Genomic DNA, 25,053 nt, shown 5'->3' with positions numbered 1-25,053 from the left:
GCTTTTTAGTGGGCGAGGGGTTAGCCTCGCCGTACAGCATCAGAAGCGGTAGGTTGCACCAACACCGAAACCGTTTGCCGAGTTTTCATACTTGGAATCGTAGGTCTGACCGCGATCGTTCTCGTTGCGGATGCTGACTTTCTCTTCCTGCAGGTACGAGTAAGCGACGTCGATGGTCAGGTCTTCGGTCGGGCTCCAGCCGGCACCGATGCTGAAGATCGTACGGTCGCCGGTAGGGATGCGTGGCGAACGGTCGACGTTGTTGGTCGGCGACTGGTCGAAAGTCAGACCGGTGCGCAGTACCCATTCCTTGTTCAACTGGTAGGACGTACCGATGGCGTAAGCCCAGGTGTCATGCCAGTTCTGCTCTTCGGTGATCTCGCCGAACTGGCCAGCCAGTGCAGGTTGAACGCCGGAGTTCTTGACGGTGATCTTTTCCAGCTGGCTCCAGCGGGTCCAGGTGGTACCGGCGTAGACGTTCCAGCGGTCGTTGATCGCCTGAGTGACCGAGAAGTCCACGGATTCAGGTGTGGTGATCTTCAGCGAAGCGTCGTACTTCTGGCTGGAGCTCAGGCCGGCCAGGGCCAGGGCGCCGTAGTTGACCTTGGTGTTGCCTTCGAGCTTGTAGTCGACTTTCGAGTGGTAAGTCAGACCCAGGCGAGTGGTGTCGGTCGCTTGTACCAGCACACCGATGTTGTAGCCCAGTGCAGTGTCGTCACCCTTGATCTTGACCTTGCCGTCCGGCAGGGCCTGAGTGATCGACAGGTTGGATTCCAGGGTGCCGTCGATACGGTTGATGGTCGGACCGAAACCGATCGACACGACGTCGTTGAACTTGTAGCTGACCGTCGGCTGGAAGGTGATGACTTGTACTTCGGACTTGCTGCCGAAGTAACGGCCGGCAAAGCCTTTTTCATAGTCGGTAATCAGGCCGAAGGGTACGTAGACACCCAGGCCGAATGCCCAATGCTCGTCGATCGGCTTGACGTAGTAGCCCATAGGTACGGAGGTAAAGGGCACCATGTCGCCTTTGTTGCTGCCGCCGTTAGGGCTGGAGCGACCATCGCTGATATCGGTCTTGGCGTCGAGGAATGCAACACCACCGGTGACTTGTTCGCGCGTGATGCGCGACATGCCGGCAGGGTTGCCATAAACAGTGCTTGCGTCGTCGGCAGAAGAAGATCGCCCGGCGTACCCAGTCCCCATCCCGCTGATGCTGTGTTCGTTGATGGCAAAGCCAGCTGCGAAAATCTGGGTGGATGCCAAGGAAACGGCGAGGCTAAGGGTGGTTTTGAGCATTACTTTTTTCATTATTAGAACTCCTGGTGATCACCGGGGCGAAAATTACCAACATTTTCGTCCCAGCGCTATAGTCCGTATGGCTTGAGTTAGAGCGGTTTTGTAGGACAATCCGACCAGATTCGCGACCCGTTGGACGATCTTGCGAAACTGGCGAGTCAGCACGCGACCTGATTCAGCGGTGAAACACAGGTCTGCCATGCACAGGTGAAGTCACGCAGACGACCTTGGGGCTGAAAGGTCTGACGCCAGATACGCGCCATTCCCAGCAGATCGTCCGGGTCGGGGAGGGTGGGATTCTGTTCTTCGACCAGCAGCCAGGCGATGGCGGTGGCGTAACGCAGGTTGACGGTGAGTTCGAGGTGCGGGCCGCTGAGAAAGGCATGCTGGCTGGCGAGGCCGCGAACCAGGCTGGCGCGCTCCGGATCGAGCGCCAGATAATGATCCCAGAGCGCCTGGTGGCGATGCTCGGCAATCCGGTACAGGCCGTGGCCACGGCGGTCATGCAGGGCGGAACCGAGGGCGGACTGGCTGGCGGCGATGCCCAGCAGCAGGGATTCGGCGGTGGCGCAGTGACGTCCCAGATAAATCAGCGTTGGACGGATCACATAGCGGCACAGTTCGCTGGCAGCGATACCCATAAAACCCTCGGATCTTGTTATTGGGCGGCGAGACCTGAAGGGGAGCTTGGCAGCTGTGAATCGACTCAGGCTCGCCGGAAGCGGATCACGCCGCTTGAGTTGAAGTGTAGTGTCATATTCGCGACGTAAAGGCCTGTTTTTAAAATATTTCCGGCGAGCAGTTATAACCGTTATATCGGTTGGTGCTTAACCGCGAAGGGTAAAAAGAGAAACATCGGGCAATAAAAAGCCCCGCGTTTCAGGCGGGGCTTTTGCTTTTGCAGCCATTTCGGCCTCTCAGGCGATCAATGCCTGACGGGTGCGATCAATCACGGCCTGCAGCGGTTCGGCGCTGGAGTACTGATCGGGGTACAGACGCTCGCTGTGGCGGGCGATCCCGTGTTCATTGACCACGGTGAAGCTGAAGCAACCTTTGCGAGCGGCCATGATCAGGCAGTTCATTGGAGCAAAAGCGTTGGTTAGGGTGCGAATGGCATCCTGAGTCTGGATTTGAGTAGACATAGTTATTAGGTGTTCCTACAAATGACACGGATAAGAACCGTGCAACGTTAAAACGTTCCAGTAACGTCGACCACCATTGGTCGAACGAAGAACCCGACTGGAACAAAGCAGCCAGTTTGAAGCGCTGATAAGTTGGCGCGCTTGGGCTGGCAGGTAGGTACTTAGGAGGGCAGGCAACACATCGAGGGCAAAGGTTCTGGGCCCGGGGTGAAGATCCTGATCAATTTGCAGGTTGGTTCGGTCAGAGTAAGTGGTCTTCGCGACACCCTTTGCATTCGATTCAAAGGCTGTGTCGTCGCAAGATTTACCTGGAAACCATCGAGGGGTCGGTCCCGCTTTGTCGGAGGAGGCTTCTCTGAGAGAAGGCTGACCGTGGGGTTTGTTCGACCGGAATTGACTTTCAGCTTGGTACTAACGCCGCGGATACTAACGGAACACTTCGAGGAAGGCAAATCTGATTTTTAAAAAGAACCAACAGACTGTTCCTCAAGCCCCGGCCCCGCCCCGATTTGGCTCACACTCCGACCGTCGGTCGTTGCAGAGGGCAAGCCGAACCCGCGAAGCGCAAGGGCTTATCCCCAGCCCGCCTGCCAAAACGACCCGAAAAAGCGCACCGATATAACCGCGTAACAGGTACTTGTGCACATTAGTTGCGCGGACGGTAACGACGCTGTCACATCGATCCTGACCCCGGTGGCTGCCTGTAACGAAAGTTTAAGTCAATGAAAAACATCGCTTTTTTTTACTGGTGAAAAAATCGTCAGTTTGACTGCGGGCCCCATTCCACAAGGCTTTGCGGCGAGTCAGGGGCGGTTGTCCACTGAGTTATCCACAGCTTCTGTGGATTGTCCCGAGCGCTTGCTCTAGCACGGGCGTGCCGGGTTTTTTTCGACTTTACCTGTGCGAAAAAAAGAGTAGAGTGGCGCGCCCTTCGATCTGTCCCACAGTGCTTTATGAAGTTTCGCTCAGCTCCAGATTCTGTTACCTCCCAACCCCCTCGTGTTACCGCTCCCAAGCGATTTTCCGTGCGCGTGGCCGAATGGCTGCTGGACAGCCCGCGCCTGGGCGACAGCCAGAATGCCAAGCACCTCGCCGGCCGCCTGCTCAAGCAACCGGCCCGGGAAGGCGTGGTCGCTGCACAAAGTCGCCTTGGCCAGTTGATGTGCCGTGAGTGCGGCAATGCCCGGGATCGTCGTATCGGCCAGGACCTGCTGCGTCAGGCTGCCCGTGCGGGTGATCGACGTGCGCAACAGGAACTCGGCCTGATCGAAGACTGAGCTGTCCAAGACCTGACGCCTTGGTTAACCTTCAGGCTTTATCGGATCGGCGGGAATGACTATGGCGATGGACTTGACCAGCATCTTGCTCGGGTTGGCGGGCGCGGCCGTGCCGCTGCTGGCGCTGGCCTGGCAACTGCAGCGCCGGGCCAGTCATGGCGAGTCTGAAGTCGCATTGCTCGAAGAACGACTGGCCATGGCACAAATGGCCCAGGACGGCCTCAACGCCCAGCTCGAAGCCAGTCGCGACGAAGTCGCCGACCTCGGCCAGGCCAATGCCTCCAAACAAGCGGATCTTGCGGCCGTGCGCCGGGAAGTCGAACTGTTGCAGATCGAGCGCGATGACGCCCGTGACGCCGCTCATGCCTGGAACCTCGAGCGCGCCAACAAGGAAGCCGAGCTGCGGCGCCTGGACGCTCAGGCCGCTTCACTGAGTGCCGAGTTGCGTGAGCAGCAGGAAAGCCATCAGCAGCGTCTCGATGACCTGCAAGGTTCCCGTGACGAGTTGCGCGCCCAGTTCGCCGAGCTGGCGGGCAAGATCTTTGACGAGCGTGAACAGCGTTTCGCCGAAACCAGCCAGCAGCGCCTCGGGCAGTTGCTCGACCCGCTGAAAGAACGCATCCAGTCCTTCGAAAAACGGGTTGAGGAAAGCTATCAGGCCGAAGCCCGTGAGCGCTTCTCGCTGGCCAAGGAACTTGAGCGCCTGCAGCAACTGAACCTGCGCTTGAGCGATGAAGCGACCAACCTGACCCGCGCCCTGAAAGGCCAGAAAACCCAGGGCAACTGGGGCGAGTTGATCCTGGAACGGGTGCTGGAACATGCCGGGCTGGAGAAGGGCCGCGAGTACCAGACCCAGGTCAACCTCAAGGGCCCGGACGGCGAGCGCTTTCAGCCGGACGTGATCATTTACCTGCCGGGCGATAAACAAGTGGTGGTCGACTCCAAGGTCAGCCTCACGGCGTACCAGCAATACGTGGCGGCCGACGACGATGCGATTGGCCAGATCGCCATGAAGCAGCACGTGCTGTCGCTGCGCAGCCACGTCAAGGGCCTGGCCGGCAAGGACTACAAGCGTCTGGAAGGGCTGCACAGCCTCGATTTCGTCTTGCTGTTCGTGCCCATCGAAGCGGCGTTCTCTGCGGCGTTGCAAGCCGAACCGACGCTGTTCCAGGAAGCCTTCGACCGCAACATCGTGATCGTCAGCCCGACCACGCTGCTTGCTACCCTGCGGGTCATCGACAGCCTGTGGAAGCAGGAGCGTCAGAGCCAGAACGCCCGGGAAATCGCCGAGCGCGCCGGATGGCTGTACGACAAGTTCGTGTTGTTCATTCAGGATCTGGATGAAGTCGGCAATCGTCTGCAACAGCTGGACAAAGCCTACAGCTCGGCGCGAAACAAGCTGACAGAAGGGCGCGGCAACCTTGTCAGCCGCAGCGAGCAGCTCAAACTGCTCGGCGCACGGGCCAGCAAGAGCCTGCCGACAGATCTGCTGGAACGCGCGATGACCGATGCCGACGGATTGGTCGAATTACCCGAATAAGGCGCGGCGTCAAAGCGGCGCTCTTATAGAGGCGCTTTTAGAGAGGCAAATAGCGACTCAACAACGCCCGCAACGCCGCCGGCTTCACCGGTTTGGCCAGGTAATCCAGCCCCGCCGCGTGCACCTGGGCCACGGTTTCCGGATGCCCGTCGGCGCTGATCACCACACCTGGTACCGGCTCACCCAGGCTTGTGCGCAACCATGCCATCAGATCGGTGCCGGTCTCGCCGTGATCGAGGTGGAAATCCACCAGCGCCAGTTGCGGCCGCACGCCATCGTTGAGCAGCGCCGCGCATTCTTCGCGGTTGCGCGCCGTCCACACCTGACACCCCCAGCGCGTGAGCAGGCTGTTCATGCCGATCAGAATGCTGTCTTCGTTATCGATGCACAGCACCTGCGCGCCGCTGTGCAACTTGCCGTTGAGTTCGACCGCAGCGCTCGGCTGGGCAGTCTGCGTGCGGGCCAGCGGCACCCGCACACTGAACACGCTGCCGCGCCCCGGCCATGAACGCACGCGCAAGGTATGCCCGAGCACCCGGCACAAGCCGTCGGCAATCGCCAGGCCCAGACCAAGGCCTTTCTCGGCACGGGTCTGGTGGCTGTCGAGGCGTTTGAATTCTTCGAAAATCACTTGTTGCTTGTCTTCCGGAATCCCCGGTCCGCGGTCCCAGACCTCCAGGCAAATCTCGCCCTGTCGTCGACGCACGCCCAACAACACCGGGCCTTTGGCGTAGCGGAAGGCATTGGTGAGGAAATTCTGCAGGATCCGCCGTAGCAGTTTGATGTCGCTGTCGATGCGCAAATGACTGCCGCGCACCCGGAAATTCAGGCCCTGTTCCTGCGCCAGCGCCTTGAACTCCGCGCCGAGAATATCGAACAGCTCATTGACCGCGAACGGCTTGCGATCCGGGTTGATCTTGCCGTTTTCCAGGCGGGAAATGTCCAGCAAGTCGCTGATCAGGTCTTCGGCCGAACGCAGCGAACTGTCCAGGTGCTGCACCAGTTTCTGCGCTTCGCCGCTCAAGCCGTCGTCCTGATGGGAGAGGGCGGCGGAGAACAGCCGCGCGGCGTTCAAGGGTTGCATCAAGTCGTGGCTGACCGCCGCGAGGAAACGGGTTTTCGACTGGTTGGCCGCCTCGGCATTGCCCTTGGCTTCCGTCAGCGCGACGTTGAGTTGCGACAGTTCCTGAGTCCGTTCGCTGACCCGTTGCTCCAGCCCTTCGTTGGCCTCGGTCAGCGCCTGCTCGGCTTCGCGGAACGCGGTGATGTCGGTGAAACTCATGACGAAACCGCCACCGGGCATCGGGTTGCCGATCAGTTCGATCACCCGGCCGTTGGGGAACAGTCGTTCAGACGTGTGGGCGCGGCCCTGACGCATCCAGTGCAGGCGGCGGGCGACGTGGACCTCCGCTTCGCCGGGGCCGCACAAGCCGCGTTCGGCGTTGTAGCGGATGATGTCGGCGATCGGTCGGCCAACGCTGATCAAACCGTCCGGGTAGTTGAACAGCTCCAGGTAGCGCCGGTTCCAGGCCACCAGTTTCAGCGACTGGTCGACCACGCTGATGCCCTGGGTGATGTTTTCGATGGCGCCTTGCAGCAGCGCCCGGTTGAACTGCAGCACTTCCGAGGCTTCGTCGGCGATCCGGACGACGTCCTCCAGTTGCATTTCCCGACCCTCGATGGCGGCTTTTACTACAGCCCGCGTCGAAGACGCGCCGAGTACCCCCGCCAGCAACCGCTCGGTGTGGGCGATCCATTCGCCGTCGGCGTTCTGGTTCGGGTTGAAACCTTTGCCCTGACGATAAGCGAAGCGGATGAAGCTCTGCCGCGCACGTTCTTCACCGACAAACCGTGCCGCCAGTTGCAGCAAGTCGTCGATCTGCACTGCCAGCATCGAGCGTGCGCTGGGCCGGGCGCTGATTTCCTGACCGATGAAACGCCCGGCCTGCCAGTGTTCCGACACTCGTGTGCGCGACAGCACCGAAACCCAGGCGAACAACGTGAAGTTGCCCGCCAGCGACAGCACCACGCCTTGGGTCAGCGGGGTGATCGGCAGGTTCAGCGGGTTGCTGTGCAGCCAGGCCAGGCCGGGGAACGTGTCCAGCGACCAGCCGAGGCTGCGGGCGGCAATCGGCAGAATCAGCGTGTAAAACCAGAGGAAGGTGCCGGCGGCGAGACCAGCGAATACACCGCGGCGGTTGGCCTGTTTCCAGTACAGCGCGCCAAGCATGGCCGGGGCCAGTTGGGTCACGGCAGCGAAAGCGATCTGGCCGATGGTCGCGAGGCTCGCGGTGGAGCCGAGCAGGCGATAGCTGACGTAAGCCAGCAACAGAATGACCACGATGCTGACCCGGCGCACCGAGAGCATCCACTGACGGAACACTTCGAACGGCCGCTCGGCATTGTTACGCCGCAACAGCCACGGCAACAGCATGTCGTTGGAGACCATGGTCGACAGCGCCACACTCGCCACAATCACCATGCCGGTGGCCGCCGAGGCGCCGCCAATGAACGCCAGCATCGCCAGCGCCGGGTGGGCCTGGGCCAATGGAAGGCTGATGACGAAAGAGTCAGGGATGACCGAACTGGGCAACATCATCTGACCGGCCAGGGCGATCGGGACTACAAACAGCGCCGCCAACGCGAGATAGGCCGGGAACACCCATTTGGCCAGACGCAAGTCCTGCGGGTCGATGTTCTCCACCACCGTCACGTGGAACTGTCGGGGCAGGCAGATGATCGCCATCATCGCCACGCCGGTCTGCACCACCATCGAGGGCCAGTTGATGGTTTCTTTCCAGTATTCCTCCAGGCGCGGGGCGAGCATTGCCTGATTGAACAGGTCGTCGAAACCGTCATACAGGCCATAGGTGACGAAAGCGCCGACGGCGAGGAAGGCGAACAACTTCACCAGCGATTCGAACGCAATCGCCAGCACCATGCCCCGGTGGTGTTCGGTGGCGTCGAGGTTGCGCGTACCGAAAACGATGGTGAACAGCGCCAGCACCAGTGACACGATCAGTGCCGTGTCCTGGGCGCGGGTGCCCATGGCGTCGGCACCGGCACCGATCAGCAGGTTTACGCCGAGGACAATGCCTTTGAGTTGCAAGGCTATATAAGGGAGAACGCCGACCAGACAGATCAGCGCAACCACCACCGCCAGCGATTGGGATTTGCCATAACGGGCGGCGATGAAGTCGGCAATGGAGGTGATGTTCTCCTGCTTGCTGATCATCACCATTTTTTGCAGGACCCACGGCGCGCCCAGCAACAGCAGGATCGGTCCGAGGTAGATCGGCAGAAATGACCACAACTGTTCGGCTGCCTGACCGACCGCGCCGAAGAACGTCCAGCTGGTGCAGTAGACCGCCAGCGACAGGCTGTACACCCAGGCACGCATCCGCGGCGGCAACGGCGCGCTGCGACGGTCGCCGTAGAAGGCGATGGCGAACATGATGGCCATATAGGCCAGGGCGACGGCGGCGATCAGCCCGCTGGACAACGACATGGAGCACTCCCGACAAAATACGACCGGACTCGCGCCCGGCCAGACAGTCTCGCATGTGCGCGGCGGTTAGTCAGTGTCGACCAAGGTCGTGGCGTGGCGGGGTGTCGCAGGCGCAGAACCGGGCGGTTCTGCGCTGTCAGTCCTGACGCAGCGCGATGTCGATCAGTCGGTGCAGTTCTTCGACTTCCAGCGGTGCCACGGCAAACAGAATGCGGAACACCGTCGGCGAAACCACCAGGTTGATCAGGTGATCCACGCTGGGTGGCGACTGATCCGGGAAGCGATCGACAATGGTCTGCAACTGATCGGCAATGATCGCAATGCAGAATCCCGGTGTGGCGCTGGCCTGCACATCGCGCATGACATTGCGCCCCGGCTCGGAACTCATTTCGTCCAGATACTGCTCGGCCCAGGCGCGGATATCGCCGCGCAGGCTGCCGGTTTCCAGCGGATCGCTTTCAGGACGCAGACGGGCGAGGGCGACGTCGGCGAGCAGTGCCGACAGATCGCCCCAGCGCCGATAAATGGTCGAGGGCGTGACCCCGGCCCGCGCAGCAATTTGCGGAACGGTCACGGTTGAGCGCTCCTGTTCTTCGAGGAGTGCGCGCACGGCGCCGTGAATCGATTCCTGTACCCGGGCGCTTCGGCCGCCGGGACGGCTACTTTCTTTAATAGGCATGTGCCAGACCTTAACACAAAGAATTTGCTTTAAGCGCAAGTCGAGAGCACACTCCGCAAAAGCAAAAAAATAGCTTTTAAGGAGTATGTCCATGACCCGCCTTGCTTCCAACCGTTCCAGCCTGTGGTTTCTGGCGATCACCTTACTCAGTTTTCTCGCCGCTTCCACCGCGCCGACGCCGTTGTATCACCTGTACCAGGATCACCTGCATTTCTCGGCCGCGGTGCTGACCCTGATTTTCGGCGTTTACGCGCTGAGTCTGTTGGCCGCGCTGCTGACGGTCGGTTCGCTGTCGGATCACCTGGGCCGCAAACCGGTGATTTTCACCGCCGTTGCCCTGAACGCCGTGGCGATGCTGCTGTTTGTCTACGCCGACAGCGTGGGTTGGCTGATCGGCGCGCGGGTGCTGCAAGGTTTCGCCACCGGCATGGCTACCGCTGTGTTGAGCGCGACGCTGCTGGACACCGATCGCCAGCAAGGGCCGCTGATCAACAGCGTGGCGCCGCTGCTGGGTATGGCGCTCGGTGCGATGGGCTGCGGTTTGCTGGTGGAGTTCGCGCCCGCACCATTGCAACTGACCTATTGGCTGCTGCTCGTGCTGTTTGTGTTGCAGGGCATTTATGTCTGGCGCTTGCCGGAAAGCGTCTCGCCGCAGGCCGGGGCGTGGGCCTCGTTGCGGCCGACCCTGCATGTGCCGGTTCAGGCGCGTTCGACGCTGTGGCGAGTGTTGCCGCTGAACACCGCGACCTGGGCGCTTGGCGGTTTTTACGCTTCGTTGGCGCCGTCACTGGTGCGCACGGCGACCGGTTCGACTTCCAATCTGATCGGCGGCGCGACCGTGGCGGCGTTGACCGTGACCGGCGCCCTGATGATCTTCACGTTGCGCAATCGTCCTGCCTCACGGGCGCTGCAACTCGGCGCGAGCCTGTTGCCGGCCGGCATCGTGCTGATGCTGCTGGGTGTGCACAGCGCCAGCCTGTCGCTGTTCTTCTTCGGCACGTTGGTCGCCGGTTGTGGATTTGGCTCCGGGTTTCTCGGTGCTGTACGCAGTCTGGTGCCGTTGGCGTTGCCCCATGAGCGCGCAGGTCTTATGTCGGCATTTTATGTGCTGAGTTACCTGGCGTTCTGTCTGCCGGCATTGCTGGCCGGGCACTTCACCCACAGCCTGGGCCTGCTGGCCACCACCGATGTGTATGGCGCGGTGCTGATCGTGCTGGCGGTCGGCGCGCTGCTGATGAGTTTCCGTCCGCAAGCGGTCAAGACCTGCAGCGCGCCATAACCCTGAAGATTCGGTTAGCCTTGGCCAGCCCATTCTTCTCACGGATCGACTCATGAAGATTATCCGCAGCAAGTCCTTCACCGCCGAGCGTGCCTGGGGCGCGCTCGACATCGCCAACATGAACGGCATCACCACGCGCCTGCACTGGACTGATCAGCCCTACAAATGGCACGTCAACGACGGTGAGGAAGTGTTCGTGGTGCTCGACGGTGAGGTGCTCATGCACTACCGCGAGGAAGGCGAGGAAAAGCAGGTGCAGCTCAATGTCGGCGACATCTTCTACGCGTCCATCGGCACGGAGCATGTTGCTCAACCGCAAGGGGTTGCGCGGATTCTGGTGATCGAAACCGAAGGCAGTGTCTGACTGTATATCTACAAAACAGATAACAGTTAGAGATATTACCCGTTATATAGATATTCGATTCGGTTCTACCATGGACTCAACCTCACCTGAGGACAGGAGTTCATGATGACTTGCCCCAACAGTGCCAAACCCGGCATCAAGCCTTTCAGCCAGCTTCAGCATCCGCGTGAAGTGATCCGTCAATTCACACCGAACTGGTTCGCCGCGACCATGGGGACCGGCGTGCTGGCGTTGGCGCTGGCGCAACTGCCTTTTGCCATCCCGGGGCTGCACGCCGTGGCCGAAGGGTTGTGGATGTTCAACATTCTGTTGTTCGTGCTGTTTACCGCTGCGTACGCCGCGCGCTGGATTCTGTTCTTCGACGAAGCGCGGCGGATCTTCGGGCACTCCACGGTTTCGATGTTCTTCGGCACCATTCCCATGGGCCTGGCGACCATCATCAACGGTTTTCTGCTGTTCGGCCTGCCGCGGTGGGGCGAGGGCGTCATTCACCTCGCCGAAGTGCTGTGGTGGCTGGACGTGGCGATGTCGCTGGCCTGCGGTGTGCTGATTCCCTACATGATGTTCACCCGTCAGGAACACAGCATCGATCAGATGACCGCTGTCTGGCTGTTGCCGGTGGTGGCGGCAGAAGTGGCGGCAGCCAGCGGCGGACTGCTGGCACCGCACTTGGCCGATGCGCACTCGCAACTGGTGGTGCTGGCGACGAGCTACGTGCTCTGGGCGTTTTCCCTGCCGGTGGCGTTCAGCATTCTGACTATCCTGCTGTTGCGCATGGCCCTGCACAAACTGCCACACGAAAACATGGCGGCGTCGAGCTGGCTGGCGCTGGGGCCGATCGGCACCGGTGCCCTGGGCATGTTGCTGCTGGGTGGCGATGCGCCAGCGATTTTCGCGGCCAATGGCCTGCCGGGGATCGGTGAAATCGCTTCGGGCCTGGGCCTGGTGGCCGGCATCACGCTCTGGGGTTTTGGTCTGTGGTGGATGTTGATGGCGCTGCTGATCACCGTGCGCTACCTGCGCGACGGCATTCCGTTCAACCTCGGCTGGTGGGGATTCACCTTCCCGTTGGGCGTGTATTCACTGGCGACCCTGAAATTGGGCAGCACGTTGCACCTGACGTTCTTCAGCGTGGCCGGTTGTGTGCTGGTGACGTTGCTGGCAGTGATGTGGCTGATCGTCGGCAAGCGCACGCTGCAAGGTGCATGGCGCGGCGAGCTGTTTGTTTCACCGTGCATTGCAGGTTTGAAGAAATAACCTGAAAAGTTTAGGTAAGGTGTGGCCTGGATCGCGGATCGACATTCCAATAAGCGTATCCAGGCCACTCGCTACCCAACATCAGGGACACACGGAAGATGAGTCACCCCTCACAGTTCAACCTGCTGCGTACCCGGCGCTTCCTGCCGTTCTTCATCACCCAGTCGCTGGGCGCGTTCAACGACAACGTGTTCAAGCAATCGCTGATCCTCGCCATTCTCTATCGGCTGACCATCGAAGGTGACCGCTCGATCTGGGTCAACCTGTGTGCGTTGCTGTTTATTCTGCCGTTCTTCCTGTTTTCGGCGCTGGCCGGACAGTTCGGCGAAAAGTTCGCCAAGGATGCGCTGATCCGTCTGATCAAACTGGCGGAAATCGCCATTATGGCGGTGGGATCCGTCGGTTTCCTGTTCGATCACCTGTCGCTGATGTTGGTGGCGCTGTTCGCCATGGGCACGCACTCGGCGCTGTTCGGACCGGTGAAGTATTCGATCCTGCCGCAGGCCTTGCACGAGGATGAGCTTGTTGGTGGCAACGGACTGGTGGAAATGGGCACCTTCCTGGCGATCCTGGCTGGCACCATCGGCGCCGGGGTCATCATGTCCTCGTCGCACTATGCGCCGCTGGTGTCGACCGCGATTGTCGGCATCGCTGTACTCGGTTACCTCGCCAGCCGCAGCATTCCCCGGGCGGCGGCCGCTTCTCCGGAAATGCGCCTGAACTGGAACATTTTCAGCCAGTCCTGGGCCACGCTGAAACTCGGGCTGGGCCAGACCCCGGCGGTGTCGCGCTCGATTGTCGGCAACTCGTGGTTCTGGTTCGTCGGGGCGATTTATCTGACGCAGATCCCGGCCTACGCCAAGGAATGGATGCACGGCGATGAAACCGTGGTCACCTTGATTCTCACCGTGTTCTCGGTCGGCATCGCCCTCGGTTCGATGCTCTGCGAGAAGCTTTCCGGGCGCAAAGTCGAGATCGGCCTGGTGCCGTTCGGTTCGTTTGGCCTGACGGTTTTCGGGCTGCTGTTGTGGTGGCATTCCGGTGGAATTCCGGAGAGCGCCGTCGGCCATAGCTGGACCGAGGTGTTGGGCTTCGGTCACGCCTGGGCGGTACTGGTCGACATCCTCGGCCTCGGCATCTTTGGTGGTTTCTACATTGTGCCGCTGTATGCGCTGATCCAGTCGCGCACTGCCGAGAACGAGCGGGCGCGGGTGATTGCGGCCAACAACATTCTCAACGCGCTGTTCATGGTGATTTCGGCCATCGTTTCCATCGTGTTGCTGAGCGTGGTCAAACTGTCGATTCCACAGCTGTTCCTCGTGGTGTCGCTGCTCAACATCGGCGTCAACGCCTACATCTTCAAGATCGTCCCCGAATTCAGCATGCGTTTCATGATCTGGCTGCTCAGCCATTCCATGTACCGCGTCGAGCATCGCAACCTTGAAGCGATTCCCGATGAGGGCGCGGCGTTGCTGGTGTGCAACCACGTTTCGTTCGTCGATGCGTTGCTGATTGGCGGCGCGGTGCGTCGGCCGATTCGCTTTGTCATGTACTACAAGATCTACAACCTGCCGGTGCTGAACTTTATCTTCCGCACGGCGGGGACCATTCCTATCGCCGGACGCCAGGAAGACATCCAGATCTACGAAAAGGCCTTCACCCGGATTGCCCAATATCTGAAGGACGGTGAGCTGGTGTGCATCTTCCCTGAAGGCAAGTTGACCGCTGATGGTGAGATCAACGAGTTCAAGGGCGGGCTGACACGGATTCTCGAAGAGACACCGGTGCCGGTAATTCCGCTGGCGTTGCAGGGGTTGTGGGGGAGTTTCTTCAGCCGCGATCCCAAGAAAGGGCTTTTTCACCGCTTGTGGTCGCGGGTAACGCTGGTCGCGGGTTCGCCGGTGGCGGTCGAGGCGGCGCAGCCTGCCGAGTTGCAGGCGTTGGTGGGAGAGTTGCGCGGGACAGTCAGATAGTTGTTTGTGAAGCCGCCATCACCGATGCATCGGTGATGGCGGCAACGGCTCAGGCGCTGACCTTGAGCCCGATCAATCCGGTGATGATCAGTGCAACGCTGGCCAGTCGAATCAACGCCATCGATTCGCCAAACAGAATGATCCCGGCAATCACCGTGCCCACGGCACCGACCCCGGTCCAGATCGCATAGGCCGTGCCCAGCGGCAGTTCCTTCATCGCCAGACCCAGCAGGCCAAGGCTGACCGCCATGGCGGCGACGGTGAGAACGGTGGGCAGCGGACGGCTGAAGCCATCGGTGTATTTGAGGCCGACGGCCCAGCCGACTTCGAACAGGCCGGCGAAAAACAGAATGATCCAGGACATGAAAGACCTCCATCGATTGACGGGGCCGTCCCCAGATTGAAAACTCGATTGAGCCGCAGGGTCGTCCCCGCGTGGCGCACATACTACCTAAAATTGTGCGCCGCGCATTGATCCGGGCTCAGTCGGCTGTCTGTTGGGCCAACGTTTCACGGTCTTCCTTTTCGCTCATTCGGCGGAAGTACGTCGACAGCAGCGCCCCGGAAATGTTGTGCCACACGCTGAACAGCGCACTCGGCACCGCCGCCAGCGGCGAGAAGTGCGCACTGGCCAATGCAGCGCCGAGCCCCGAGTTCTGCATGCCGACTTCCAGCGCCAGGGACTTGCGCTGAGCCAGCGGCAAACCGAACAGGCGCCCGGTGAAGTAACCCAGCAAATAGCCGAAGCTGTTGTGCAGCATCACCACCGCCATGATCAGCAGGCCGGATTCGGCGATTTTCGCCTGACTGGCAGCAACCACCGCGGCGACGATGATCACGATGCTGACCACCGACACCAGCGGCAATACTTCCACCGCATGCCGAACCCTGTCGCCAAGCAGTCGCTGCGCCACCACGCCGAGGATGATCGGCAGCAGCACTACTTGCAGGATCGACCAGAACAATTCCATGAACGAAACCGGCAACCAGGCCGAGGCCAGCAGCCAGATCAGCGCCGGCGTCAGCAGCGGGGCGAGGAGGGTGGTGACGGCGGCGATGGCCACTGACAGTGCCAGATCGCCTCGGGCCAGCCAGGTCATGACGTTCGAGGAAGTGCCGCTCGGGCAGCAACCGACCAGAATCACCCCGACGGCGATTTCCGGCGGCAGGTGAAAAACCTGGCAAAGCAACCACGCCATCCCCGGCATGATCACGAAATGCGCAACCACGCCCAAAGCCACGCGCCACGGATGGCGGGCGACGGCGGCGAAGTCGTCGAGTTTGAGGGTCAGGCCCATGCCGAACATCACCAGCCCGAGCAGCGGCACGATCGCGCCTTTCAGACCGAGGAACCACGCTGGTTGCAGGAACGCGACCACGGCGAAAATCAGAACCCAGTAAGCGAAGGTGTTGCCGACAAAACGACTCAGTGCAGCCAGTGCGCGCATGGCCTGTTCCTTATTATGTGAAAACGCCACCGAAGCGGTGGCGTTTGAAGATAACTCAAAGACTGCAGCGGGACTTAGATCCCCTGCGGCGTCTCTTCACCGCCCAGTGCTTCAACCAGCGCCGGCAGGAAGTCGCCGAACGTCAGCATCATCAGGGTGAAGCTGGCGTCCAGTTGGCCGAGGGCTTCGTCGCCGCCGTCCTGTTCTGCCTGATCCTGCAACAGATCTTCGAACTTCAGGCGCTTGACGGTCATCTTGTCGTCGAGCATGAACGACAGTTTGTCCTGCCAGGCCAGCGACAGTTGAGTCACCACTTTGCCGGTGCTCAGGTGCAGCTGGATTTCTTCGCTGGTCAGGTCCTGACGCTTGCAACGCACGATGCCGCCATCTTCGTGGGTGTCGCGCAGTTCGCACTCGTCCAGGACGAAGAAGTCCGGCGCGGCTTGCTGGGTGGTGACCCATTCGGTCATCACGGCAGTCGGCGCGGTTTTCACGGTCAGCGGACGAACCGGCAGGGTGCCGATCACTTCACGCAGGGTGGAAAGCAGGTCTTCGGCGCGTTTCGGGCTGGCGGAGTTGACCAGGATCAGGCCCTGTTTCGGCGCGATGGCGGCGAAGGTCGACGAGCGGCGGATGAAGGCGCGCGGCAGGAAGGCCTGGATGATTTCATCCTTGATCTGGTCGCGTTCCTTCTTATAGACCTTGCGCATCTGCTCGGCTTCGATCTCTTCGACCTTTTCCTTGACCGCGTCGCGCACGACGCTGCCCGGCAGAATGCGTTCTTCTTTGCGGGCGGAGATCAGCAGGAAGTCACCGCTGACGTGCACCAGTGGTGCATCTTCGCCCTTGCCGAACGGCGCGACGAAACCGTAGGTGGTCAACTCCTGGCTTGCACATGGACGCGCCAGTTTGGTGGCCAGTGCAGTTTCCAGCGCCTCGGCATCGACAGGCAGGTCTTGGGTCAGGCGATAGATAAGCAGGTTCTTGAACCACATGGGGTGAGTCTCTCCTTTATACAAAGGGGGGCATTATTGTCTTCGCCGGGTCATAGGCCAACCCTTCTCTAAGCCTTTGGAAGGCCTGAGAAAATTAATTAAAAAAGTGCTTGCCAGAGGTTGGGTCGCTCCGTAGAATGCGCGCCACACCGAAGCGAAGGGTGATTAGCTCAGCTGGGAGAGCGTCTGCCTTACAAGCAGAATGTCGGCGGTTCGATCCCGTCATCACCCACCATTCGTTTCAAGTGTTTAGCGCAGCGGTAGTTCAGTCGGTTAGAATACCGGCCTGTCACGCCGGGGGTCGCGGGTTCGAGTCCCGTCCGCTGCGCCATATTCGGTAACCTGGAACACTGAACGCCAGGTCACCACGGAAAAACCCGCCAAGGCGGGTTTTTTTTCTGCCTCGAGTTGTACATGCGGAATGTGTCGTTTCACCGGTTTTCGGATTTATTTGAAAAAAACTTCAATTAAATCAACACTTTACGAAAACTTGTGGCATAATGCGTCCCGTAACGAAGCGAAGGGTGATTAGCTCAGCTGGGAGAGCGTCTGCCTTACAAGCAGAATGTCGGCGGTTCGATCCCGTCATCACCCACCATTCGTTTCAAGCGTTTCGCGCAGCGGTAGTTTAGTCGGTTAGAATACCGGCCTGTCACGCCGGGGGTCGCGGGTTCGAGTCCCGTCCGCTGCGCCATATTCGGTAACCTGGAACACTGAACGCCAGGTCACCACAGAAAGCCCGCCTAGTGCGGGCTTTTTGCTGTCTGGCGATTGGCTTTTTGCTCGTCCGGCATGAAAAAAGCGACCTGCGGGTCGCTTTTTTCGTTTCTGCGGTTTGTTACTGGCTGGCGTTGCGACTGTGCCGGTAATCACTCACCGCTTCATACACCGCTTTACGCAGACGGTTGATCCCGCCAATCGGGCGGTGGGCCTCGATGCCAAACCATGGATTGAACGACAAGTTGTCGCATTGCAGGTTCAGAGCCGGGGTGTCGAAGTCCTGCGGGGGCAGGGTGATTTTGGCTACGGTCTGAAATGGACTGTCCTGTTCACGCCATTCGATGCTGGTGTCTTCGATCGGCATGAACCGGTTGGCGTCCTGACGCTGGATCTGCAACACAAAACACGCGGGCACCCGATCCGTGGACAGTTGCTGATTCAGCGCACTGCGCAGGAAATTCGGCAGATCCTGGTTTTGCTTCGGCAGCGTGTACGCCGGGCAGTTGTCCGGATCCGGCATCACCCGAAACTTCGCATTGGCCTCACCAAATTTGTAGGGCGATACCGAAAAGTAGGTCGTACGTGTCGGGCTCTCTGGTGGTGGAGAAAGCGTCGCCAGCGCAATGAACAAATGCCTGATCTGCCAGTTTCGCGGGTCCCAACCCGGAAAAAACGCCATGACCTTTTTTCCGTCAGCCTGCGCCGCCACATTCTGACGATATTCAGCGACATCACTGACAAAGAAATTCGGATGGCTGAACATCACGAAATCCTGTTCGTGCAGGCCCTGACGGTCACCCAGCAACTGTTTGCCCGGCACATCGAGCAATTTGAGCGCCATGCCCCGGGCATCACGGATGCTGTCGAACTGCGGATAGGCGTTGCCGTTGGACAGGCGCATCGTCGCCTGCCAGATCTTGCCCGGCTCGCTGAAAACACCTCGGCGCAGATCCTGAGCCAGATCCGGCAGCACCTGCACGTCGGCCTTCACACAACCGTGGGCCTTGGCATGGGCGTCGCGCAGAAAACGCGTGCTTTCCCGGTGCTGATCGACAATTCGCACAGCGGTCTGGATCACGTCCTGCGTCATGGCTGCTTCGCCATCTGGAATCTGCTCTATCGCCGATACCGGGCCCCGGTGTTGCCAGGCAAACCAGGCGGTTGCCAAAGCCCAGCCGATCAGGCCGACCACCAGCAAGAACAGCAGGGTTTTGCCCAGCAACCGCCCCAGCCACAACCAGAAACGCGCCAGCATCGATGGTTTCTTGAACGAATTGAAGATCATGGCAGTTGCGCCTCCAGCGGGCCGCCCAGCACTTTCAGGTATTCCAGCAGCGCCCAGCGTTCCTCGGGCTGCAGCAACCGTCCGATGACCCCGTTACCGCGCTCGCCGGCGCGGAATTCATGGCCACTGTTGTGGTTGCCGGTGATGCGGGTGTCGAACAGGAAAGCGTTGGTAAAGGCTTCGGTGCGATAACCCAGATGCCGAGGGTCATATTCGAAGGTGCCCTTATAGAAAGTGGTGGCGCGTTCATCCTGAGGCGAAAGCAACTGATAGAGACTCGGCACCGAGCCGTTGTGCAGGAAGGGCGGTGTAGCCCACACGCCTGCCAGCGGCCGGGCCTTGTAGGCGACTTTTTCCCGGACACCGATCGGCAGGCCAAAGCCATCGAGTTTTGGTTTTTCTGCAGGTGTGACGCCGGCTTCGCGGTAAGCGCGGTTTTCAACGAACGCCGTGACGTAAGCCAGGCCTTTGGCCACGGATAACTGGCTGAGGTCGAGCGGTTCTTTGGGAGTGGGGTGCAACTTCACGTCCATTTGCTCCAGCTCCGCCGGATTCCATTGCAGGGCTGTCAGGTCGAAACGGTGATTGGCGATGTTGTTGGCCGCATTCGGATCGGTGCCGATGACGTCCACCGGCAGCATGTGCAGATGCTGGACCCAGCGTTCACCTTCTTGCGTCACCCGTGGGACGTGGCAGCCAGCGCAGTTTTCGGCAAACAGGGCTCGACCCTTGGCCGCCATCGGTTTGTCGACAGCGCCAAACAGTTCTTCCGGCCACGCAGGCGGCTGAAGTTTTTGCAGGGTTTCTTCGATCCTGTGCAGATCGCGCACCCGTACGCTCGATGCGTAACGTTCATCACCCTGCAGTGGCTGGCCGTTGGCGTCGAAGAAATTCAGGGTAGCGCCAACCCCCAGCGCCTCGCCGATGTTGCGTGCCATCGGTTGCTGTGCCGAGCCGTTCCACTGCACCCAGTCGAACGTCCACATGTCCCACAGTTGCGGGTAATCCACGGGGGCGTTGGCTACTCGGTAATTGCTTGGGGAGATCGCATCGCCGAAGGTCGCATTGGCGATTCGCCCGAATGCATCGGTTCGGCCAGGGCCTTCCTCGGTGGGGTAGAGGCCGCGATGGGTGTCGTTCCACGCCACTTTGAGGAAGGTATTCAGTGAGCCTTTGAAGTCTTTGCGCAGTTGGTCGTGGCGCGCGTCGTAATCCTCGCCGAGAACGGTGCGGGCGAAGCGTTCGAACTTCCAAGGGTTGTAGTACGTGGAGGTGAGACTGGCGACCAGTGCCTGTCCGAAACTGCCACCACGCAATGTAGGAACGCTGGAAGGCAGCACATGCTGCGCCGAGCCGCCGTCGATGCGCACGGCCTGACCGTTGAGATGTAATTCGCCGGTGTGGCAGGCCGCACAGGTGATGTCGAGATACTGCTCAGAGCTGCCAGGATTCTGATGGCGGGCGAAACCCACTGGCAGATTCCCCGGGTTGTTCGATGTGGCTTTCTGCTGCGGGTCGATCAGAAAACCGAAGCGTGCGAGATATTCCGGGGAGGCGAAACGTTGCTGCGAAAACGGCAGTTCCAGGGCCTGAAACCATTCATAACGCAGGCCTTTGACCTGGGTGCCTTGCGGCGTGAAGTAGTAGGTCTGGCGCTCCTCGTCGGTCCATTGCTTGAGGTAATGCACCTGTTTGGCGGGCGACGGGAAGGGCAGTTTTGGATTGGCGACATAGTAGAGAATCACCGCCAGGACCAGTCCCAGCAGTACCACGATCAGCGTCAGCACACGGAATAAGAGGCGCAAGATGAACATCCTTGTCGAGTTGTTGCGCTGTTATGCCTGAGCCGAGCCGTGTGCGGCAAGTGGCCATTACGCCAAGTGTTGTGGGAAGAGGCATTGGTTACTGTCAGGTCAAGATGACAGAAGCTTCATCCTGCCTTTGCCCAAATGCTTTTTAATCCCTGAACTTATCGGAAGATTCCTGCTCTCATGCCGGTAGCCATTGGTCGTGGCGGCCTGATAAGCTCGCGGCTTTACTCGATTGCCCTTTCGGCGCATGAACAAGGAAATAGCATGAAACAGCATCGGTTGGCGGCGGCGGTAGCCCTGGTTAGCCTGGTACTCGCGGGTTGTGATTCGCAGACCAGCGTAGAGCTGAAAACCCCGGCGCAAAAAGCTTCCTACGGTATCGGCCTGAACATGGGCAAAAGCCTTGCTCAGGAAGGCATGGATGATCTGGACTCCAAAGCGGTAGCCCAGGGCATCGAAGATGCCGTCGGCAAGAAAGAACAGAAGCTGAAAGATGAAGATCTGGTCGAAGCCTTCGCTGCACTGCAAAAGCGTGCCGAAGAGCGTATGGCCAAGATGAGCGAAGAGTCGGCAGCCGCCGGCAAGAAATTCCTCGAAGAAAACGGCAAGAAAGCCGGCGTGACCACCACCGCTTCCGGTCTGCAGTACGAAGTGGTCAAGAAAGCCGACGGCCCACAGCCTAAGCCTACCGACGTAGTGACCGTTCACTACACCGGCAAACTGACTAACGGCACCGTATTCGACAGCTCCGTCGAGCGCGGCAGCCCGATCGATCTGCCGGTCAGCGGTGTGATCCCGGGTTGGGTCGAAGGCCTGCAACTGATGCACGTTGGCGAGAAGTACAAGCTGTACATCCCTAGCGATCTGGCTTACGGCGCACAATCGCCTAGCCCGGCAATCCCGGCCAACTCGGTTCTGGTCTTTGACCTGGAACTGCTGGCCATCAAGGATCCAGCCAAAGAAGACGCTGCCGCCGCCAAGTAACAGGCATCGGCACCGGCTTCAACAACAACGCCTCGCTTATGCGGGGCGTTGTTGCATCCGGGGCACGGCCAGCGTAAACAGACCGAACCGATACGCGTCACGACAGTCCTAGACTTTGAGGCCGCCCGCGCTAGACGCCCTGAGCCGCCAAGTCAATGAAATAATGGGGTTTTTTATGTGAGTAAAAAACGCCCGATCTGAGCGCAGCCCTTATGAACCGGGGCTCTCAGCGTCGAAATGCAGCTCTGTTCACAAGGTTATCCACAATTTGTGTGGATAACATTTCAACGGGAGAAATAGATGAAAGCTCCATGGAATTTCGCCCGATTCCTGCCGTTGGCCGGACGACTCCTGGCCCGTGGCCGCTTGCCGACGCTGTTGTTTGCCGTGGCCAGCAAAGGTGCCGCCCAGGGCAACCGCCTGGGTAAACTGAAGGATGACCTGCGATTGCTCCAGGCCCTGTGCCTGGCGTACTGGCGTGGCGAATATCGTGCGATCAGTGGCAAGGCGATCGTTTCGGTCGTTGCGGGCCTGATGTACTTTCTCAGTCCGGTGGATGCGATCCCGGATTTCATTCCCGTATTCGGCATGCTCGATGACATCGCGGTCCTTGCCTGGGTGATGAAAACCCTCGACGACGAGCTCAGCGCCTTCCGCCTCTGGCGTCAGCGTCAGGCGCCGGAAAAGCTCAGGGTTGTCGAGCGCCTGCCCGATACGCCCGAACAACTTCAGCTTCAGGGTCCGAAAAAGTCCTGAATCGCGACAGTCTCTTATTCAGATAGATACCCCCCACGACCTTGGCCGCTGTTAGGATTACACTTCTAGGGAAAAGTGCCGACTCGCTAAGCGTTGTTGTCCTACGGGGTAGTCATGGATATTCAGATAATTGCACGCGATGGCGAACCCGAATATGCGGTTCTGCCATGGGCTCAGTATCAGGCTCTACTGAAAGCAGCAGGCATTAACGAAGCACCGTCGCAACCGGCTCCAGCGCCGCTTGCGGCCACACCGGACCCGATTCTTCCAGGTCTGGATCAGTTACGCAGTTTGCGCGAAGGGAAGGGCATCGCCATCGAGGCGCTCGCCCGCACGGTAGGCATCAGCCCGTCTTACCTGGCCATGATCGAAAGCGGTGAGCGTCTGCCCGACGCTGCGATTCGCCGCAGCCTGGCCTGGGAGTTGACGGTGCCAGGGTGGAGGGAACAATCGTGAGCGTACGCATCAGTCGTCAACATTGGGACGGATTGCTGGGGGAGCTGGACCAGGCGCGCAGGCAGCGCCATCTTCTGACCTATCGAGCCTTGCTCGAGCGTCTGCAACTGCCCACGCCGGCGATGCAGACATTGACCGCTGCACTGGAGCATCTCGCTGCGCTGGACGCGAAAGCCGAACAACCGTTGCGCAGTTCGCTGGTGATCAGCCAGGGCGCCAGTCGCCTGCCACGCACCGGTTTCTTTGAATGTGTCGAGCGTCTGGGGCGTTTTTCCGGGCCGTCCGATGGTGTTGCCGCAGCCTCATGGCACGCCTCGGAAGTGGTGCGGGTCTTTGAATACGAATACCCGGAATCGGCGGAGGCCTGAGTGTTTTTACGACTCAAGGCGCGGGCAAGTTACTGGCTGGCCCGCAGGCTGTTTCACTGGTCGTGGTTTGTCCGTCAGCCCCGAGGCTGGCGCTGGCTCGAAGGGCAGTTTGCGCGCATGGCCAACCTGGGCGATGTCGGCGCGCAAAGCTTTTACGGGCACATCCTGACGTTTCGCGGCGTTGTCCTGGGCGCGCGTGAGGAGGGTGTTCGATTGTTGCGGCTGGCTGCGCTGGCCGGAGATGGCAAGGCGGCGTATCAGGTGGGTGTCATCAGTCTTGCAGGTACGCCCAGTAAAGCGCCCGACCCTTCGGAAGCCGCTCGCTGGTGGACCATGGCCGCGAAGGCCGGGCATCCGTTGGCTGAGCTCAAATTGAAAGAGCTGGCCGGCCGGGATCATTCTCGTTAAGCGGTTTTGTGTTCCCTGAACGGGGCGTGAGGGCAACCTCCCGCCCCGTTTTTGCGTCTGCTGTTTGATAAAGATCAGTTACAGACTTCTCCTACATCCATCGCCTACTCGCCTGACTTCTTTTCTGTTTGATCCCCCGCAAAGTCCTTCGCCTGATTTTTGCGCGAGGGAACGCACATGTTTGACCCGGTTTTTCATTTCGTCATGCGCCTGGGAATGCGCTGATGGAGGCCATCACTCGCATCGAGCAAGCACTCGACAGCTTTCCCCGCACCCTCGATCTCTATCGCGAACAGCTCAGGCACTGGTTCAGTCGTTCGGCAGACAGCGTCAGCCATGCGGCCGATCTGCCGTCGCTGATGGGGATGGAGCGGATCATCCGTTTCGGTGAACACAGTACAGCGGTCGCGATTGACGACAACCGTTTCTCTTCGGCTGTCGTGCAATGCCCGGAAACCGGGCCGATGGAGATCGAGAGCAAGTTCGAGTCGGTGTACGACATTCCGTTGGGCGACATCGTTGTCGATGTCGTGGCGATGGATGGCGGCAAGGTCAAGTCCGTCACCCTCGATGCTCAGGGCAAAGGTTTGTTCACCGGAGAGGCGGGCAAGTTCTATCGGGTGTTAGTGCACAGCGAGGCCAGCGAGAAGCAGGTCGACGCGCTTTTCGAGTCCTACGATGGCCTGACCCGGCAGCTGGATAGTTGGCTGCGCAGCGAGTGGCAGGGCTTCAGTCCGCAGTGGTCGCAGTCGGTGGCCACTGCTGCCGGCAACGGCCTGCTGGCCGGGAGCTGGGCGGCGATCGAGGGGGTGTGGGACAGCATTGGGTTGCTGTCGGAGATTCTCCAGGATCCCGGAAAGTTTGCCGAGCGGTTGGGCAGTGGCGCCGCACAACTGATCGCGCTGGCAGAGACAGCGCCTGAAATGATGGAGAAGCTTCAGTTGCTGGTCAGTGACGAGGCGGCGCTGTGCCTGTTGCTGCGTACCGCCAGCCTCTGGCTGGAGATGCTGCCGCCCAATGACATTGCCGGGAAAACCGCCGAGGCCGTCTCGATGGTGGTGGTGCAACTGCTGATCGATGTGTTGATCGGCGTTGTGCTGACCTTCGTTGGTGCTGGGGCGGGGATTGCGTATCTGACCTTGCGTCTGGTGGATCGCGGCGCTCAGTTGTTGTCGGCGGTAACGCGTCTGGTGAAGGCGATGTTCGGCATCGTCAGCACCTTCATCGGTTATGTGAACCACTACAAATCCGTCGCCGCGCGAGGCATCGCAGCCGGCGTGAAGAAAGGCCGCATGCAATTGCGTTGGGATGCCAAACGCAACGCTTCCCTGAAAAAAGACGAGCATCACGACGACAAGCCTGATCAGGCGAAAAACCCCAACGGCGACAGTGCCGACTGTGTACCCCGCACTTGCACCAACGGCTGCCCGGTGTCGATGGTCACTGGCGAAGAGCTGCTGACGCTGACCGATGGCGTGCTAGACGGGTTGCTGCCGTTCGAGTT

Annotated in this window: 21 protein-coding genes, 4 tRNA genes and 1 pseudogene; 16 read left to right on the top strand and 10 right to left on the bottom strand. The window is 60.0% G+C overall.

Translation table 11 applies throughout. The features are described 5' to 3' along the window. Positions 1 to 39 precede the first annotated feature (39 nt). From AC07VV_RS12010 to AC07VV_RS12000, 3 genes are all read right to left on the bottom strand, one after another. Complete coding sequence (locus AC07VV_RS12010; RefSeq protein WP_096823003.1) at positions 40 to 1,311, bottom strand: OmpP1/FadL family transporter; 1,272 nt, start codon at positions 1,309 to 1,311, stop codon at positions 40 to 42. Between the two features lie 146 nt (positions 1,312 to 1,457). Next, the gene (locus AC07VV_RS12005; RefSeq protein WP_085732306.1) at positions 1,458 to 1,940 is read right to left on the bottom strand and encodes a hypothetical protein; all 483 of its coding nucleotides are present in this window, start codon (positions 1,938 to 1,940) and stop codon (positions 1,458 to 1,460) included. Between the two features lie 276 nt (positions 1,941 to 2,216). Continuing rightward, complete coding sequence (locus AC07VV_RS12000; RefSeq protein ID WP_007950419.1) at positions 2,217 to 2,441, bottom strand: hypothetical protein; 225 nt, start codon at positions 2,439 to 2,441, stop codon at positions 2,217 to 2,219. 953 nt (positions 2,442 to 3,394) lie between these two features. On the opposite strand from AC07VV_RS12000, the gene AC07VV_RS11995 reads away from it, so the two are divergent. Continuing rightward, positions 3,395 to 3,718: a sel1 repeat family protein gene (locus AC07VV_RS11995; protein ID WP_495036338.1), complete on the top strand. Its 324-nt coding sequence runs from the start codon at positions 3,395 to 3,397 to the stop codon at positions 3,716 to 3,718. 175 nt (positions 3,719 to 3,893) lie between these two features. Continuing rightward, the gene (locus tag AC07VV_RS11990) at positions 3,894 to 5,258 is read left to right on the top strand and encodes a DNA recombination protein RmuC (RefSeq protein ID WP_495036740.1); all 1,365 of its coding nucleotides are present in this window, start codon (positions 3,894 to 3,896) and stop codon (positions 5,256 to 5,258) included. A 37-nt stretch (positions 5,259 to 5,295) separates the two neighbouring features. Here the strand turns inward: AC07VV_RS11990 and AC07VV_RS11985 are convergent, their stop codons facing one another. Beyond that, entirely contained in the window at positions 5,296 to 8,766 is a 3,471-nt protein-coding gene (locus tag AC07VV_RS11985; protein WP_102622749.1) for a hybrid sensor histidine kinase/response regulator, read from the bottom strand. A gap of 136 nt (positions 8,767 to 8,902) precedes the next feature. After that, positions 8,903 to 9,445 carry a TetR/AcrR family transcriptional regulator gene (locus AC07VV_RS11980; RefSeq protein WP_096823007.1) on the bottom strand — a complete coding sequence of 181 codons (543 nt, stop codon included), beginning with the start codon at positions 9,443 to 9,445 and terminating at the stop codon, positions 8,903 to 8,905. 91 nt (positions 9,446 to 9,536) lie between these two features. Between AC07VV_RS11980 and AC07VV_RS11975 the strand changes: the two genes are divergently transcribed. The 4 genes from AC07VV_RS11975 to AC07VV_RS11960 all read left to right on the top strand — a co-directional run bounded on the left by AC07VV_RS11975 (position 9,537) and on the right by AC07VV_RS11960 (position 14,318). Then, positions 9,537 to 10,724: an MFS transporter gene (locus AC07VV_RS11975; protein WP_495036337.1), complete on the top strand. Its 1,188-nt coding sequence runs from the start codon at positions 9,537 to 9,539 to the stop codon at positions 10,722 to 10,724. Positions 10,725 to 10,776: 52 nt separating this feature from the next. Continuing rightward, positions 10,777 to 11,088 (top strand): cupin domain-containing protein, encoded by a 312-nt coding sequence (locus AC07VV_RS11970; protein ID WP_495036336.1) that lies wholly within the window; start codon positions 10,777 to 10,779, stop codon positions 11,086 to 11,088. A 105-nt stretch (positions 11,089 to 11,193) separates the two neighbouring features. Further along, complete coding sequence (locus AC07VV_RS11965) at positions 11,194 to 12,345, top strand: TDT family transporter (RefSeq protein ID WP_495036335.1); 1,152 nt, start codon at positions 11,194 to 11,196, stop codon at positions 12,343 to 12,345. A gap of 98 nt (positions 12,346 to 12,443) precedes the next feature. Then, a complete protein-coding gene (locus tag AC07VV_RS11960) occupies positions 12,444 to 14,318 on the top strand; it encodes an MFS transporter (RefSeq protein WP_192560132.1) in 1,875 nt (624 codons plus the stop codon). A gap of 49 nt (positions 14,319 to 14,367) precedes the next feature. Here the strand turns inward: AC07VV_RS11960 and sugE are convergent, their stop codons facing one another. From sugE to rdgC, 3 genes are all read right to left on the bottom strand, one after another. After that, positions 14,368 to 14,682 (bottom strand): quaternary ammonium compound efflux SMR transporter SugE, encoded by a 315-nt coding sequence (gene sugE, locus AC07VV_RS11955; protein ID WP_085732315.1) that lies wholly within the window; start codon positions 14,680 to 14,682, stop codon positions 14,368 to 14,370. 118 nt (positions 14,683 to 14,800) lie between these two features. Then, positions 14,801 to 15,766, bottom strand: coding sequence for a bile acid:sodium symporter family protein (locus AC07VV_RS11950; RefSeq protein ID WP_495036334.1), 966 nt, complete (start codon positions 15,764 to 15,766; stop codon positions 14,801 to 14,803). Positions 15,767 to 15,840: 74 nt separating this feature from the next. Next, positions 15,841 to 16,761: a recombination-associated protein RdgC gene (gene rdgC / locus AC07VV_RS11945; RefSeq protein WP_007950430.1), complete on the bottom strand. Its 921-nt coding sequence runs from the start codon at positions 16,759 to 16,761 to the stop codon at positions 15,841 to 15,843. 159 nt (positions 16,762 to 16,920) lie between these two features. Between rdgC and AC07VV_RS11940 the strand changes: the two genes are divergently transcribed. The 4 genes from AC07VV_RS11940 to AC07VV_RS11925 all read left to right on the top strand — a co-directional run bounded on the left by AC07VV_RS11940 (position 16,921) and on the right by AC07VV_RS11925 (position 17,455). After that, positions 16,921 to 16,996 (top strand) — tRNA-Val (locus tag AC07VV_RS11940). A 19-nt stretch (positions 16,997 to 17,015) separates the two neighbouring features. Then, positions 17,016 to 17,092: transfer RNA gene (locus AC07VV_RS11935), tRNA-Asp, on the top strand. A gap of 191 nt (positions 17,093 to 17,283) precedes the next feature. Beyond that, positions 17,284 to 17,359: transfer RNA gene (locus AC07VV_RS11930), tRNA-Val, on the top strand. Positions 17,360 to 17,378: 19 nt separating this feature from the next. After that, positions 17,379 to 17,455, top strand: a tRNA-Asp gene (locus AC07VV_RS11925). Positions 17,456 to 17,599: 144 nt separating this feature from the next. On the opposite strand, the gene AC07VV_RS11920 is transcribed toward AC07VV_RS11925, so the two are convergent. After that, a complete protein-coding gene (locus AC07VV_RS11920) occupies positions 17,600 to 18,736 on the bottom strand; it encodes a catalase family protein (RefSeq protein WP_495036739.1) in 1,137 nt (378 codons plus the stop codon). Positions 18,737 to 18,762: 26 nt separating this feature from the next. Beyond that, positions 18,763 to 20,571, bottom strand: a complete 1,809-nt coding sequence (locus tag AC07VV_RS11915) for a di-heme-cytochrome C peroxidase (RefSeq protein WP_495036333.1) — start codon at positions 20,569 to 20,571, stop codon at positions 18,763 to 18,765. Positions 20,572 to 20,841: 270 nt separating this feature from the next. Here AC07VV_RS11915 and bamJ point away from each other — a divergent pair, with 270 nt between their 5' ends. From bamJ to AC07VV_RS11885, 6 genes and pseudogenes are all read left to right on the top strand, one after another. After that, positions 20,842 to 21,561, top strand: coding sequence for a BamJ family beta-barrel-assembly machinery protein (gene bamJ / locus AC07VV_RS11910; protein ID WP_096823013.1), 720 nt, complete (start codon positions 20,842 to 20,844; stop codon positions 21,559 to 21,561). A gap of 300 nt (positions 21,562 to 21,861) precedes the next feature. Beyond that, positions 21,862 to 22,317, top strand: coding sequence for a YkvA family protein (locus AC07VV_RS11905; protein WP_495036332.1), 456 nt, complete (start codon positions 21,862 to 21,864; stop codon positions 22,315 to 22,317). 114 nt (positions 22,318 to 22,431) lie between these two features. Further along, a complete protein-coding gene (locus AC07VV_RS11900; protein WP_007950435.1) occupies positions 22,432 to 22,773 on the top strand; it encodes a helix-turn-helix domain-containing protein in 342 nt (113 codons plus the stop codon). Next, a complete protein-coding gene (locus AC07VV_RS11895; RefSeq protein WP_003223109.1) occupies positions 22,770 to 23,141 on the top strand; it encodes a hypothetical protein in 372 nt (123 codons plus the stop codon). The genes AC07VV_RS11900 and AC07VV_RS11895 overlap by 4 nt, the downstream gene beginning before the upstream one ends. Continuing rightward, on the top strand, positions 23,142 to 23,549 hold the full coding sequence (locus AC07VV_RS11890) for an SEL1-like repeat protein (protein WP_495036331.1): 408 nt from the start codon (positions 23,142 to 23,144) through the stop codon (positions 23,547 to 23,549). Positions 23,550 to 23,773: 224 nt separating this feature from the next. Beyond that, positions 23,774 to 25,053, top strand: a pseudogene (locus AC07VV_RS11885) (type IV secretion protein Rhs); the annotation flags it as partial.

The sequence above is a fragment of the Pseudomonas sp. GW821-FHT02C04 genome (assembly GCF_059421845.1).
This window is presented reverse-complemented; position numbering and strand designations above follow the sequence as displayed.